The following is a 15685-nucleotide window of genomic DNA, read 5'->3' on the forward strand; positions in this document are numbered from 1 at the left end:
GACAAGTTATCTCTCAATCAAGCTATCTAACCATTTTTAAGGTGGGTCTAAGCGCATTAAAATAGACTACAGAGTGTGTATAGTTAAGGGTGAAAGGAGATTACCGATGAACGAGCAACAACGATTAGCAAGTCAACAAGCAAATTCCTCTACGAAAAAAGAAGAGAAAGATTATAGCAAATACTTTGAAAGCGTATATCAACCACCTTCCTTAAAAGATGCCAAAAAGCGTGGAAAAGAAGAAGTTAAAATTGAACGGGATTTTGGCTTACCTGAAGAGTTTCGTAATTTTGGTGCAGGAAGAAAGTTTTATATTCGTACATATGGGTGTCAAATGAATGAGCATGATACGGAAGTAATGGCAGGTATTTTCACAACACTTGGATATGAACCGACATTTTCAACTGAAGATGCAGATGTAGTTTTATTAAACACTTGTGCAATTCGTGAAAACGCTGAAAATAAAGTGTTTGGTGAACTTGGTCATTTAAAATCATTAAAACGTAGAAATCCGGACCTTTTAATTGGTGTATGTGGTTGTATGTCTCAAGAGGAATCTGTTGTAAATAAAATCATGCAAAAAAATCAGCATGTAGATATGGTATTTGGCACGCATAATATTCATAGATTACCGTACATTCTAAAAGATGCAATGTTCTCGAAGGAGACGGTAGTTGAAGTTTGGTCAAAAGAAGGAGACGTAATTGAAAACCTTCCGAAAGTACGTCGTGGCGATATTAAAGCTTGGGTAAATATTATGTATGGCTGTGATAAATTCTGTACATATTGTATTGTACCGTATACACGCGGAAAAGAGCGAAGCAGGCGTCCAGAAGATATTATTCAAGAGATTCGTCATTTAGCTGCGAATGGTTATAAAGAAATTACGCTACTTGGACAGAACGTAAATGCATATGGTAAAGACTTTGAAGATTTAGAATACGGTCTTGGCGATTTAATGGACGAACTTCGTAAAGTTGATATTGCCCGTATTCGTTTTACAACGAGTCATCCACGTGATTTCGATGACCACTTAATTGAAGTGCTTGGAAAAGGTGGAAATCTAGTGGAACATATTCACTTACCAGTTCAATCTGGAAGCACAGATATGTTGAAAATTATGGCACGTAAATATTCACGTGAACATTATTTAGAACTTGTAAGAAAAATTAAAGAAACAATTCCAAGCGCAGTATTAACAACTGATATTATCGTCGGTTTCCCAAATGAAACAGATGAGCAATTTGAAGAAACGATGTCGTTATATCGTGAAGTAGGATTTGATACTGCATTTACATTTATTTATTCCCCGCGAGAAGGTACACCAGCTGCAAAAATGAAAGATAATGTGCCTATGGAAGTAAAGAAAGAACGATTACAACGATTAAACACACTCGTAAATGGGTTGGCAGTTGAAAAGAATAATCGTTATAAAGGTCAAGTTGTAGAAGTGTTAGTTGATGGGGAAAGTAAAAATAATCCGGAAGTACTTGCAGGTTATACTCGTACGAATAAACTTGTAAACTTCGTCGCTTCAAAATCTTTAATTGGTCAGCTTGTGAAAGTAAAAATAACGGAAGCAAAAACTTGGTCTCTTAACGGGGAATTAGTTGAGGAACCGATTGAGGTGAAATAATAGATGAAAGTATATACGAAAGACGAAATTGTAGAGCAAGCGAAAGAATTAGCGAAAATGATTTCTGAAACAGAAGAAGTTGATTTTTTTAAGAAAGCAGAGGCGCAAATTCATAAAAATGAAAATGTAAAGCACGCAATTGATGAAATTAAAGCATTGCAAAAACAAGCAGTTAACTTGCAACATTACGGGAAGTGGGAAGCTTTGAAAAAAGTAGAAGCTGAAATTGACGCACTTCAAGATAAGTTAGACAATATTCCAGTTGTGCAGGAGTTTAAATCTTCACAAACATATGTAAATGACTTACTACAGTTAGTTGCGAGTACCATTTCTAATAATGTTACAGATGAAATATTAGTTTCAACTGGCGGCGATGTACTTAAGGGTGAAACTGGTGCGGCGGTAGAAAGTAAAAAAGGAAATTGTGGTTGTTAAAGAGATGTCATATTGACATCTCTTTTTTTTAGTGGATTAAACGTAAGTTCTTCTCAAAAAAAGAATGACACATTCCGCTATTGTCACGCATATGATTAAGTGAATAGTGATTGAGGAGGGTTACGAATGTCCGAATTTAGAGAGATTATTACAAAAGCAGTGGTTGGAAAAGGACGTAAGTATACAAAGTCAACGCATACATGTGAATCGAATAATGAGCCAACAAGTATTTTAGGGTGCTGGGTAATTAACCACTCGTACGAAGCGAGAAAGAATGGAAAACATGTAGAAATTGAAGGTTTCTATGATGTGAACACTTGGTATTCGTTTGATGGCAATACAAAGACTGAAGTTGTAACAGAACGTGTGAACTACACTGACGAAGTAAGCATTGGTTATCGTGATAAGAACTTCTCTGGTGACGATTTAGAAATTATTGCTCGTGTCATTCAACCGCCAAATTGTTTAGAAGCTCTTGTATCGCCAAATGGGAATAAAATTGTTGTAACTGTAGAACGTGAATTTGTAACAGAAGTAGTTGGGGAAACAAAAATTTGTGTAAGTGTAAATCCTGAAGGTTGTGTAGAATCAGATGAGGATTTCCAAGTCGATGATGATGAGTTTGAAGAATTAGATCCGAACTTTATCGTTGACGCAGAAGAAGAGTAATAGAAAGCTAGGGAGAAGTTCTTCCTAGCTTTTTACTTTACATAAGTGGTGCTGAATGAACATGAATCTTTATGAAATATGTTATAATGAAGAAAGACTCCTGAAATAGGAGAGATGGATGTCCGTGAAGTGTGACATATATAAAGTTCAACTAATAATCAGTGGGGGGCATCCCCACTGATTATTAGTTGAACCAATCGGGCTTTTACGGGCAGTTGATCTCCCACCTAACTTCTTTGTTCCAGCCGATTTTTGAGGTGGGAATCTTACTGCCCGTTAATGCGGGATGAATATAGATTATTATGTAAAAATTATGGAGGAAAGACATGACGCAATATACGCCTATGATACAGCAATACTTAAAGGTTAAGGCAGACTATGAAGATGCCTTTTTATTTTTCCGATTAGGTGATTTTTATGAAATGTTCTTTGAAGATGCGGTTAAAGCAGCTCATGAACTTGAAATTACATTAACGAGCCGAGATGGTGGTAGTAGTGATCGTATACCGATGTGCGGTGTACCGCATCATGCAGCTAAAAATTATATTGAACAACTTGTTGAAAAAGGATATAAAGTAGCTGTTTGTGAGCAAGTGGAAGATCCAAAAACAGCTAAAGGTGTAGTACGTCGTGAAGTAGTACAACTAATTACGCCAGGAACGATGATGGAAGGGCGTACAATAGACGAGAAAGAGAATAACTTTTTAGCAGCATTAACACATTTCGAAGATGGATCTTATGCGCTAGCTTGTAATGACTTAACGACTGGACAAAATACAGTGACGTTGTTAACAGGTTCAGTAGAAGATATTTTATTAGAGGTGTATGCAACTGGTTCGAAAGAAATTGTTGTAGATTCTACATTTTCAAAAGATGAATTAAATAAATTGACTGAAACATTAAAAATGACGATTTCGTATGAAGATGCAACAACGATTCCGGAAGGGTTAAAACATCTTGTGAAAAATGTTTCACAAGCAAAGTTACTTAAAGCGATTGGACGCTTATTTAACTATGTGATAAGAACACAAAAACGTTCATTAGATCATTTGCAACCAGTAGAAATTTATTATACAAATCAATTTATGAAAATTGATGTGCACTCAAAACGTAATTTAGAGTTAACTGAGACTCTTCGTACGAAAGAAAAAACAGGCTCACTATTATGGCTATTAGATAAAACGAAAACAGCTATGGGTGGCCGTATGTTAAAACAGTGGATGGAACGTCCGCTGATCCAGAAAGAGAAAGTGGAAGAACGTTTAGAAATGGTAGAAACATTTGTAAATGATTACTTCTTACGTGAAGATTTAAAAGAAAAGCTAAAAGAAGTATATGATTTAGAGCGTTTAGCAGGGAAAGTTGCATTTGGTAATGTAAATGCACGGGACTTATTACAGTTAAGACGTTCTTTACTTCAAGTACCAGCTATTTTAGAAGCGATTAGTCTTTTAGATAATGCTTATGCAGCAAGGTTAATTCAAGGTGCGGATCCATGTGAGAGCTTAACTGAATTACTAGGAAGAAGTATTCAGGAAAACCCACCACTTTCTATTAAAGATGGAGATATTATTAAAGACGGTTATAATGACAAGCTTGATCAATATCGTTACGTGAGCAAAAATGGGAAAACGTGGATCGCGGAGCTTGAAAAACGAGAGCGTGATATTACAGGGGTTAAATCATTAAAAATTGGATACAACCGTATTTTCGGCTACTACATTGAAGTGACGAAGGCGAATCTTGCAGCGCTTCCAGAAGGGCGCTATGAGCGAAAACAGACGCTTGCTAATGCTGAGCGTTTCATTACAGATGAACTGAAAGAAAAAGAAACGTTAATTTTAGAAGCAGAAGAGAAAATTGTACAACTGGAATATGATTTATTTACAGCACTTCGTGAAGAAGTAAAAGTATTCATTCCGAAATTACAACATTTAGCGAAAGTAATTAGTGAATTAGATGTACTACAAAGCTTTGCGACTGTAAGTGAAGAAGAGCAGTTTGTAAAACCCGTGCTAACAACGAAGCGTGAAATCTTTATTAAAGATGGTCGCCATCCTGTCGTTGAAAAAGTATTGAACGGGAAATTGTATGTACCAAATGATTGTATTATGCCAGAGAAGATGGATGTCTTTTTAATTACAGGACCGAACATGTCTGGTAAAAGTACGTATATGAGACAATTAGCACTTGTTACTGTTATGTCACAAATTGGTTGTTTCGTACCAGCGACAGAAGCGGTATTACCTGTATTCGATCAAATCTTTACGAGAATTGGTGCAGCGGATGATTTAATTTCAGGTCAAAGTACATTTATGGTTGAAATGTTAGAAGCGAAAAATGCGATTGCAAATGCGTCAGAAAGAAGTTTAATTTTATTTGATGAAATTGGACGCGGTACATCAACGTATGATGGTATGGCGCTTGCACAAGCAATCATTGAACATATTCATGACCAAATTGGTGCAAAAACATTATTCTCTACGCATTATCATGAATTAACGGTGCTAGAAGAAAGTTTAGATCAACTGAAAAATGTACATGTTTCAGCTATTGAAGAGAATGGAAAAGTAGTCTTCCTTCATAAAATTCAAGATGGAGCAGCCGATAAAAGTTACGGAATTCACGTTGCGCAACTTGCTGAGCTTCCAGATAGCTTAATCGCTCGTGCAAAAGAAGTGTTAGCGCAACTAGAAGGACAAGAAGAAATTATTATTCCAAAGCGTGTAGAAGTAAAGGTGCGAGAAGTTGTTCCAGAACCTGTAGTTGTAAAAGAAGAACCGGCAGAAATACAAGAAAAGAAAGAAGAGACTGAAGAAGAGTCACAACTATCTTTCTTTGGAGGAGACCAATCTTCAAAAAAACAAGACAAGCCTGTGCTTGATCAAAAAGAAAGCGCAGTACTTGCACAAATTAAAAAAATTGATTTACTAGATATGACGCCTTTAGAAGCGATGAACGAACTGTATCGCTTACAGAAAAAGTTAAAGAAAGGATGAGTAAGTAGATGGGGAAAATTCGCAAACTCGATGATCAACTCTCTAACTTAATTGCGGCAGGGGAAGTAGTAGAGCGCCCTGCCTCAGTCGTAAAAGAACTTGTGGAAAATTCTATCGATGCGAATAGTACATCTATTGAAATCCACTTAGAAGAAGCTGGTTTATCAAAAATTCGCATCATTGATAATGGAGATGGCATTGCCGAAGAAGATTGTATCGTTGCATTTGAACGCCACGCAACGAGCAAAATTAAAGATGAAAACGATCTGTTCCGTATAAGAACGCTCGGATTCCGCGGTGAGGCATTGCCAAGTATTGCCTCAGTTAGTGAATTGGAATTAATCACTAGCACAGGTGATGCGCCGGGTACCCACCTTATCATTAAAGGTGGAGACATTATAAAACAAGAAAAAACAGCGAGCCGAAAAGGAACGGATATTACAGTACAAAACTTATTCTTTAATACACCAGCGCGTCTTAAATATATGAAAACAATTCATACAGAGCTTGGGAATATTACAGATATCGTGTATCGTATTGCAATGTCACATCCAGAAGTATCGTTAAAACTGTTTCATAATGAAAAGAAATTGCTTCATACATCCGGAAATGGTGATGTAAGGCAAGTACTTGCATCAATTTATAGCATTCAAGTTGCCAAGAAGCTTATTCCAATTGAAGCTGAATCTTTAGATTTCACAATTAAAGGGTATGTAACATTACCAGAAGTAACGCGAGCGTCTCGTAACTATATGTCAACGATCGTAAATGGCCGTTACGTGCGAAATTTCGTATTAATGAAAGCAGTTCAGCAAGGATACCATACATTACTGCCAGTTGGACGATATCCAATCGGCTTCTTATCGATTGAAATGGACCCAATGCTTGTTGATGTTAACGTACATCCAGCAAAATTAGAAGTTCGATTTAGTAAAGAACAAGAATTGCTAAAGCTTATCGAAGAAACATTGCAAGCAGCATTTAAAAAAATACAGCTCATTCCAGATGCAGGCGTAACAACGAAGAAAAAAGAAAAAGACGAAAGTGTGCAAGAACAGTTCCAGTTTGAGCATACAAAGCCGAAAGAACCACAGATGCCAAACATCGTTTTACCGACTGACATGGATGAAAAACAAGAAGAACGAACAACTGTGAAACAACCAGCGCAGCTTTGGCAACCGGCGAAGCGAGAATGGCAACCACCACAGTCGCTCGTAAGAGAAGAGCAAAGTTGGCAGCCATCCTCTAAACCGATAATCGAAGAACCGATTCGAGAAGAGAAATCGTGGAACAGTAACGATGACGACTTTGAATTAGAGGAATTGGAAGAAGAGGTCGGGGAAATAAAAGAGATTGAAATGAACGGTAACGATTTACCACCGCTTTATCCAATTGGACAAATGCACGGAACATATATTTTCGCTCAAAATGATAATGGGTTATATATGATTGATCAACATGCCGCACAGGAACGTATTAATTATGAGTACTTCCGTGATAAAGTAGGACGAGTAGCGCAAGAAGTACAAGAACTACTTGTACCGTACCGTATTGACCTATCTCTTACTGAATTTTTACGTGTCGAAGAGCAACTAGAAGAACTTAAAAAAGTCGGCCTATTTTTGGAACAATTCGGCCATCAATCTTTTATTGTTCGCTCGCATCCAACGTGGTTCCCGAAAGGACAAGAAACAGAAATCATTGATGAGATGATGGAGCAAGTTGTTAAACTAAAAAAAGTTGATATTAAAAAGTTACGTGAAGAAGCAGCCATTATGATGAGCTGTAAAGCATCTATCAAGGCAAATCAATATTTAACGAACGATCAAATATTTGCTTTACTTGAAGAACTTCGTACAACAACAAATCCATACACATGCCCGCACGGGAGACCGATTCTTGTACATCATTCTACTTATGAGTTGGAGAAGATGTTTAAGAGGGTTATGTAGGGATACTAAAATTAGATATTAAAAGGGAGCAACAGTAAATGTTGCTCCCTTTTAATATGTAGAGTTAATTGTTAAACGAAAATAAGGTGGATTGATTTTACAGTTTATTTCTAGACTAAGTAAGCTTTAATTTATCTATGTATAAAAAAGCGCCGTATATCAGCACTTTTTAAAGGTACGTAAATTGTATAATAAAGATTTCTACATTATTAAACATATAACTATGCATGGCCAAATATTGATTCTTATTTGGTTAATTGTTATAAGGATCTATAGGATTATTTGTTTTTATTATTATTATTAATTTTTTCAGTATATAAAACCTGCTCTTTATAATGCTTTTTAATTGGGAAGTTATGTGTACCTGTGCCGTTCTTGAATTTTTTATCAATGGGGTTCTTTAGAGGGACTGTTGTAGTTTCAGTAAATTCATATGGGTAATTTATTTTAGATTTATCTTCAAACATGAAAATGCCTCCTTTTTAGGATTTCCTGAATTCTTTACTATAACATGATATGCATATAGAGTTTTTTTGGACTAGTTATTTATATAGGTTAGAACAATTTAATTACATAACTACTGAAATATTTTAAAGGAAAACAATTTGAGAGAGGTATTGTAATGATAGCCGTTCACTATTATTGTTGTTTAAGTTATCGTGGTGTGTTTGAAATTCTGAAAGGACGTAGCATATTGGTCTATCTAATAACCATTATGTGGTGAGTTTTTTTATTTATCGGTGAAACAAACAATGCATATATATTCGTTATAGATTGTTTTTATAATGTAATATATATATAGTTTTCCTGATAATATAATGCGGAATATTATAGTGTTATTAGGTTATTAGGAACACTTAATGTTGTTTCACAACTGAAAGCGAATTGAAAAAGAACTGAAACTTTTCTCATAAAAATTCAATCTTACTTGAAAAATGAAAGGAAAATGAAATTTTCCAAAAGAAATTCTTTGTTAAGATAAAAAGCATACATAAAAAAAGTATTGACATATCTTAAAAGTGTGTTTTCAAGATATAGTGGGGGAAAAGATGAGAATAGAAAAACAATTAATAAAAAAGATGTATTATGAAACATTCCTAATGGAGAATGAAACAAAACCACCTCTTGACGTACTTGGGGAAGTTTATGTAAACGAAGAAAAACATGAAATTTCCGATGGGTCTTATATTCGTTTTGCACAAGGTGAATTTTATTATCACCATCAAGATTTTGAATCAGCTATTTTCAAATGGGAGAAAGTTGGCAACGAACTAGCACCATGGGCACAAAAAAACATTGCGGATGCTTACTTTGAACTAAACCGACTATCAGTTGCTGAAGAGGTTTATACTTCCATTACTACTGATAACAAAATATTGATGACTGAAATTGGACTGCAACTACTTTCTCTTTACATCGAGCAAAATAATTTTGACTCAGCTTTCGCTGTAATTAAAGAGGCGGTTTCTTTAAATCCCGATTATCCGAATGTCACCAAAATTGCCCGTTCTTTTTATGAAGAACAGCAAGATTTTGATAGTGCAGTAGAGCTTGCTGTGAATGAGCTGGTTCGAACAGAATCTTATCCTTGGTTTGAGGTGCTAAAAGGGTATATCGATAAAGGATTTACTAAAAATATTTCACCAGACTATTTTCATGAAGTATTAGTTACATTAAATCATGTAGATCAAGTGCAATTTACACAAATTGTATCATCACTTTGGAACAGTTATAAAAATGAACAAAATTACTTATTATGGCTTAACACAATAAATGAGTTTTTCTTACATATCGAAATACATTCGTCCGATATATGGGACAAAATTTCTTCTCTTTACGAAGAAACGTATTTTGAATTAATTCAAGGCCAATATACGCTTAGACAATTACATGATATCATTCCAAATCTGTTAACAAATTGGTTAAAGGTAGTCAATTCTTCTTATGCTGTATTTCCATCAGCAGCTGTATTGGCATGGGATGAGATTTTCCCTTCCAAAATAGATGTAGCAAATATAAAAAATGCAGAAAACCTACTGTTGTATTCTATTAATCATGTGGATGGCTTAGAGTATAGTTTACATCTTTTTGAATCTATTACACAGTGGGCACAAAAGCATGATATAGAAATGGGTCACCGATTTAGATGGTTAGTTAGCGAACTTGCAGATTTAAGAACAAATCGTATTTTAGTAACGGGCACTTCAGGAAATGGAAAAACTGCATTTATTAACTCTATAGTAGGAGAAAATATATTAGAAAACTCAATTTCAAATGTAGTGGTTTTAAAAAATGATGCTCATACAGAAATTAACGCTATAACAGACTCAGCAATTACAACAACTGAGAATTTCTCTGATTACCATGATATGATGTCTTTACACCACCAAACGTATAGAGATAGAGCGTGTGTTGAATTTAAACTACCATGCAAATTTTTAAGTGAAAATAAACTTACATTTGTAGTTACACCTGGCTTTAATAGAAATAACGATACTAGAGATGAGATATTTGAATATCTGAATTCTGTAGACGAATTATTGTTCGTATTGAATGCGGATTCACCTTTTACTGACAAAGAACGTGACATTCTATTAAGTATTCAAGAACATACACCAAATCTACAAATTCATTTCTTATTAAATAAAATCGATAACATTTACAGTGAAGCAGAAGTAAAAAGAGTTTTACATGATACGCAAGCGAGAATAAACGCGTATTTCCCGCAAGCGAGACTTTTCCCTTACTCTTCGTTATATACAAGTAATCAACAACTAAATGATTTAACTGAGTTTATTCGTTTTAACTTTAACTATAAAAATATCGATGCAGATCGTACTGAAAAGCTATTGTTTTTCATTCGAAAAACAATTACATACCTTTTAGATAAACGCGTTGAGAAGGAAAACAATCTAGTGGATGCTATGAATTGGAATGAAGATATGTTAGTTAAATTAAATGGTAGTATTAATAACCTTACTGCTTTTGAGAGGGAAAAAATTCATATCATTACACAATCGTATCGTACAATGAAAACAGAAATTACGAATGGTCTTACTGAACATATTCCGAAGCTACTGCAGAGTTGTTCTGATTTAATCAGTGAAGAAAGCGATTTTGGAAACATTGAAATGGAACTAAATACAGCAATGAACGAAAGAGTACACAAATATTTAGAACAAACTGTATTACCTAACTTTGCTCGTTCTATGCAAAATTGGATTGAAACTTCTAATAATGAGTTACTTCAAAGTCAATTGCACTTAGAAGAACTCAGTGAAGGACTTAATTCTTTATTTAGAGAAAATCGAATACAATTAGAATGTGACTTTAAAGTGCTTGATGACTGGCGCAGAGATACTGATAGAATGACGACTAGAATACAAATGGAAGAAGTAAATATTTTACGCCGATTTACGCCAGCGCAATTTTTACTGAAAAGTGCCGGCAAATTATTTGGGGTTCTTCCAAAGAATAGATCTATGCTATATAACAAATATAAACAGTATATAGAAAATGAAGATTATACAGAAGTAACGGCTTCTATTATGAAGAAATTTTTCTTGCAATTTGAGCTGTTTGAAAATACACAAGAGCGGGATATTAATATGTTCTTTAGAAATCCATTTAACTCCTTGAAACAAGCTGTAGAAAATACGCAGTTAGAAATACAAGAAAAACAAGAGATATTACATAAAATGAAATCAAATCCTGAAGTGTATCATGATTCTATAACGCTCTTTGAATTGAGATTACGTCAATGTGAAGTAATCTTAAATATAGGTGAGTATAATGCCTATACAGATTTAAATTTAGAAACAAGCATAGAATAAACGTAAAACAACTCCAAAAGTGGATTTTGGAGTTGTTTTTTTGTTTATATCCGTTGTTATAAGAGGGGAAAAAGGGAGCAACCGTAATGAGTTGCTCCTTTCGCATATATAGATTATTTTTCAGTTTCTTTAATTTTAGTTTTTACTTCGCCAGTTTTAATTTTAGTTTTTACTTCGCCAGTTTTAATTTTATTACTTTCTGAGAAACGTAATAAATCGCCTTCAATAATTTTGTCAGACATACGTAATTCATTTTGTGCACGGTTAATGAGTGCTTGAGCTTCTTTTTTTGGTAAATCTACAATTTCACCTGTTATGCGGTCATAAAAAGTGTTGTTTTTGTATGCATATTTGTCTGTAACGAAGCTACCATCACGTAAAACAACAAATCCTGTATATTCATCTGAAAACATATCGTGACCAAAACGGATATCGTTCGTAGTATCAATCCCTAATAAATTTAGAATAGTAGGTTTCACATCAATTTGTCCCGTAGGCTTTGAAATCGTTTGACCTTTTGTTTGTCCAGAGATATGAATATATAAAGGTGTACGTTGTAAATGTAAAGTATCAAATTCTGTTATTTGATCTTTTTCTAAAAACTGCGCCATTGCACGGTTATGTTTTTCAGAAATGCCATAATGATCACCGTATAATACAATAATAGAATCATCATAAAGCCCCTCGGCCTTTAAACGCTCAATAAAGTTTTTAATGGATTCGTCTAAGTAACGTGATGTTACGATGTAACGATCAAATACGCCATTACCAGAGTTATATGGTTCAATGAATTTTGTGTCTTCATCATACGTAAATGGATAATGGTTTGTTAAAGTAAGGAAACGAGCGTAAAATGGTTGATCAATCGTTTTTAACATATCTACTGATTGATCAAAGTATTCTATATCTTTTAATCCCCAATTTAAATTTGTTTCGGGCGTGATTTTGTAATCAAGTTCATTATAGTAACGATCATAACCAAGAGCTGAGTACATAATGTTACGATTCCAAAATGTTGCGTTATTCGCATGGAATACAGAAGTGAAATAACCTTGTTCACGTAAAATTTCTGGAGTTGCAGTATAATCATTGTTTCCGTGTGTGAAGAATACAGCTCCACGGTTTAATGGATACAACGATGTATCTATTAGAAATTCAGAATCGGATGTTTTTCCTTGTCCAGTTTGGTGGAAAAAGTTATCAAAGTAATAGCTTTCATTTATGAATTCATTCAAGAAAGGTGTAACTTCTTGACCATTGACGGATGCTCCTATTAAAAAGGTTTGCAAGGATTCAAGAGTAACGACAATTACATTTTTTCCTTTCGCTGCGCCAAACATATTAGGATTTGGTTCACTTTGGGTTGCTTTTACGTAGTTTTCAGTTTCTTGTAATTTACTACTATCAGCGAGTGCCTTTTGTGATCCTGCTTTTGCTTGCAGCGTTAAATCATATATTTGGTGAGTGTATAGTCCTAAATTTTTGACAAGCATTACTCGGTCGAAGGATCTCGTTAATAATTCAGGGCGTTCTTTTTCTGCAAGATGCAGATTTGCAGAAAATACAGCAATTGTTAAGGCGAAATATAGTAAGCGTGTAGAATGTGTTACACGTTCTGTTTTAAAGACCAATGTCTTCTTTTTTAATAAAATAAAGAAGAAAATAATGTCTACGAATGCGAGTATAATTTTGTAGTTCAATATTTCTATAATACTACCGCCTAATTGGCCAAAGTTTGATGTTTGTCCAAGTACTGGTAACGTAACGAAATCACTATAAAAATCATAGAACATTACATTTCCGACAAGTACGATCGTTAATAAGAAATTAATACATAGCGCTATATAATTTCGCTTTTCACCAGTTGCAAATAATGCTAATCCAACAAATGCTAACGATGCAGCGAGAGGACTAATAAACAAAATAAGCTCTTGTGTAGAAGACTCAATTTTTAAATCAAAACTGAATCGCGTAATAAGATATGTTTTTAACCATACTGCTAAAGCAATTATGATAACAAAGCTTATATTTTGCATTTGTAAATTTATTTTATTCTTCATTTTTACACCTTCTTTATAAAATTTATTTAACTAAGGTTATATGTTATGTTTTTATAACTATTATAGTAGGGTGAACCATTTAAATTATGTTTTCTAATGGTAATAATTTGCAGTGTTCCTATACATACAATGGGGAATTTAAATGCGAAGCAGAAAAAGTCATATTTGTAGTGAAAGTGACTTATAGACATCCTAACATATTAAACACTATGATGATGTTACAAAATATCGAACAAATGAAAGTGAAAAGGAATAGACGCTTTTTAAACTATTGACATTCAATGAGTTGGAATTTGAATAAAAGGTGAGTTTAAAGTAAACGGTTATATGAAAAACTACATTCTACATAGAATGTAGTTTTTCATATATCCCGTAAAATCATGCTTCTTTGTAGGATAATCATTTCATTAAGTAAAGTGGTGGTGAAACGTAAACCGTTTGACTAGTAGTGTAATGAAAGAGTTCACATATCAGATAAATATTTTCCAACATATAGACCACTTGCAGCTGCTTGAGATAATGAATGAGTAACACCTGAACAATCTCCAACTAAAAATAGCCCATTCATACTTGTTTCAAAATGGTTATTGATTTTTATCGTAGGGGCATAGAACTTTCCATCTATTCCATATAATAAAGTATCTTTATCGATAGGTTCTTGGATAAAATGTTCTAAGCGTAATAAAAATTCTTTGAGTCCGTCAATATATAATGGAGGAATTTCTTTATGCAAATCTCCATAATCTCCGTGTAGTGTAGGTTGTATACGATTATGTTTCATATCTTTTTCCATTGTAGGTTGTTTCTTTAATAAGTCCTCTAAGCGCTGTATAACAATCCGATCTCGTCCTTGATTAATGCCTTTAATAATTGAGTTTGCATATATATTGGCGTCTTTAAGAGTTGTGAAATAGCGCGGGATAAACAAAGTGAAATTTAAGTTAGGAGTGCCAGTTCCTTGCTCTCGAAAATTTTGACCGTCAGGCATAACTAAACCTTCTTCGTACTTTCGAATAATGCGTCCTTTTGGATTCATACAGTAAGTAGTTGCTGTGAAATTTTCACCTTGATAAGAAAGTTTCGTTTCAAAAGTATCTTTTAATATAGAACGTAATTGATGTTCTTTCATTTCTACTCTAATCCCTAAGTCTACACGTGTTTGTTCCTGAGAAATATTTAGAGAAGTGCACATTTCTTTTAACCAATCTGCCCCAGAGCGCCCCGTTGCAAATACGAGTTGCTTAGATTGAACTGTTCCTTGATTTGTAGTTATATTAAAATGATCTTTCTGTTTCATAATATGCTCTACATCTATATGAAATTGGATATTTATTTTCGTAAGTAAAAATTCATAGAGTTGCTGAAAAATGGTACTGGAAATTGTAGTACCAAGATGCCTTACTTCTGTTGTTAACATTTGTAAACCACAAGTTGCAGCTTTCTTAGTGAGATTTACATTTTCTGTAGAATATTTTGAAACTGAATTTCCACCAAACTGACATAGAATTTCATCTACTTCAGCCATGAGTTGCATAAAACCTTCTTTACCTACTTTTTGTTCGAGTTCTCCTCCAAATCCATTTGTATAATTAAATTTTCCTTCAGACTTTCCTAAGCCACCAAAACCGAAATATTTATCACATATGTTACAGTCACACGTTTTTCCTTGATCTAAAGGACAATTTCGATGTTCTAGCGGTTTACCTTTATCAAGAATTAAAATGTTTTTGTTACTTTTGGCTAATGAATAAGCCATAAAAATGCTACTTACTCCAGCGCCGATAATTGTAACATCATACATATTCTTTCACCTGCTAACGAATAGTTTGTTTACTATTTTCCTAGTGTATAACACTTTTATGAAGTTAAGAAATAGCTTTTATGAATAAAGAAAAAGTTTTTGAACTTTATACTTTTTCAATTTCTCTAAGTGGTGGATGAAGTATAAATGTTTTTATTTGAACGGAGATATCGTTTTAAATAATCACTTTTTCATATGATTCATAAAAGTCTACATATAAAAAGAACGGACCTTTTCAGTAAAAAGGTCTGTTCATCATTTGAAAAAGTTGTTAAGTGCATAAATTAGAAGGGAAGTATA

Annotated in this window: 9 protein-coding genes and 1 pseudogene; 7 read left to right on the top strand and 3 right to left on the bottom strand. The window is 33.9% G+C overall.

The annotated features are described in order from the left end of the window. The first annotated feature begins 106 nt into the window (after positions 1–106). The 5 genes from miaB to mutL all read left to right on the top strand — a co-directional run bounded on the left by miaB (position 107) and on the right by mutL (position 7691). Positions 107–1636 carry a tRNA (N6-isopentenyl adenosine(37)-C2)-methylthiotransferase MiaB gene (gene miaB / locus JDS98_RS23330; RefSeq protein ID WP_001005380.1) on the top strand — a complete coding sequence of 510 codons (1530 nt, stop codon included), beginning with the start codon at positions 107–109 and terminating at the stop codon, positions 1634–1636. A gap of 3 nt (positions 1637–1639) precedes the next feature. Continuing rightward, positions 1640–2071, top strand: coding sequence for a YlbF/YmcA family competence regulator (locus JDS98_RS23335; RefSeq protein WP_000870465.1), 432 nt, complete (start codon positions 1640–1642; stop codon positions 2069–2071). A gap of 126 nt (positions 2072–2197) precedes the next feature. Beyond that, a complete protein-coding gene (cotE, locus tag JDS98_RS23340; RefSeq protein WP_001288802.1) occupies positions 2198–2740 on the top strand; it encodes an outer spore coat protein CotE in 543 nt (180 codons plus the stop codon). A 326-nt stretch (positions 2741–3066) separates the two neighbouring features. Next, positions 3067–5739, top strand: coding sequence for a DNA mismatch repair protein MutS (gene mutS, locus JDS98_RS23345; protein WP_199634378.1), 2673 nt, complete (start codon positions 3067–3069; stop codon positions 5737–5739). A gap of 8 nt (positions 5740–5747) precedes the next feature. Further along, on the top strand, positions 5748–7691 hold the full coding sequence (gene mutL, locus JDS98_RS23350; RefSeq protein ID WP_000516451.1) for a DNA mismatch repair endonuclease MutL: 1944 nt from the start codon (positions 5748–5750) through the stop codon (positions 7689–7691). Between the two features lie 278 nt (positions 7692–7969). On the opposite strand, the gene JDS98_RS23355 is transcribed toward mutL, so the two are convergent. After that, a complete protein-coding gene (locus tag JDS98_RS23355; RefSeq protein ID WP_000461139.1) occupies positions 7970–8158 on the bottom strand; it encodes a hypothetical protein in 189 nt (62 codons plus the stop codon). 113 nt (positions 8159–8271) lie between these two features. On the opposite strand from JDS98_RS23355, the pseudogene JDS98_RS30350 reads away from it, so the two are divergent. Beyond that, positions 8272–8409, top strand: a pseudogene (locus JDS98_RS30350) (IS6 family transposase); the annotation flags it as partial. Positions 8410–8740: 331 nt separating this feature from the next. Continuing rightward, entirely contained in the window at positions 8741–11524 is a 2784-nt protein-coding gene (locus JDS98_RS23360) for a dynamin family protein (protein ID WP_199634379.1), read from the top strand. A 113-nt stretch (positions 11525–11637) separates the two neighbouring features. On the opposite strand, the gene JDS98_RS23365 is transcribed toward JDS98_RS23360, so the two are convergent. Next, positions 11638–13584: an LTA synthase family protein gene (locus tag JDS98_RS23365; RefSeq protein WP_199634380.1), complete on the bottom strand. Its 1947-nt coding sequence runs from the start codon at positions 13582–13584 to the stop codon at positions 11638–11640. A 463-nt stretch (positions 13585–14047) separates the two neighbouring features. Then, complete coding sequence (locus JDS98_RS23370) at positions 14048–15385, bottom strand: NAD(FAD)-utilizing dehydrogenase (RefSeq protein WP_097957673.1); 1338 nt, start codon at positions 15383–15385, stop codon at positions 14048–14050. Positions 15386–15685: the final 300 nt, after the last annotated feature.

This window comes from Bacillus cereus group sp. N11, assembly GCF_016483605.1.
GTDB lineage: Bacteria > Bacillota > Bacilli > Bacillales > Bacillaceae_G > Bacillus_A > Bacillus_A toyonensis.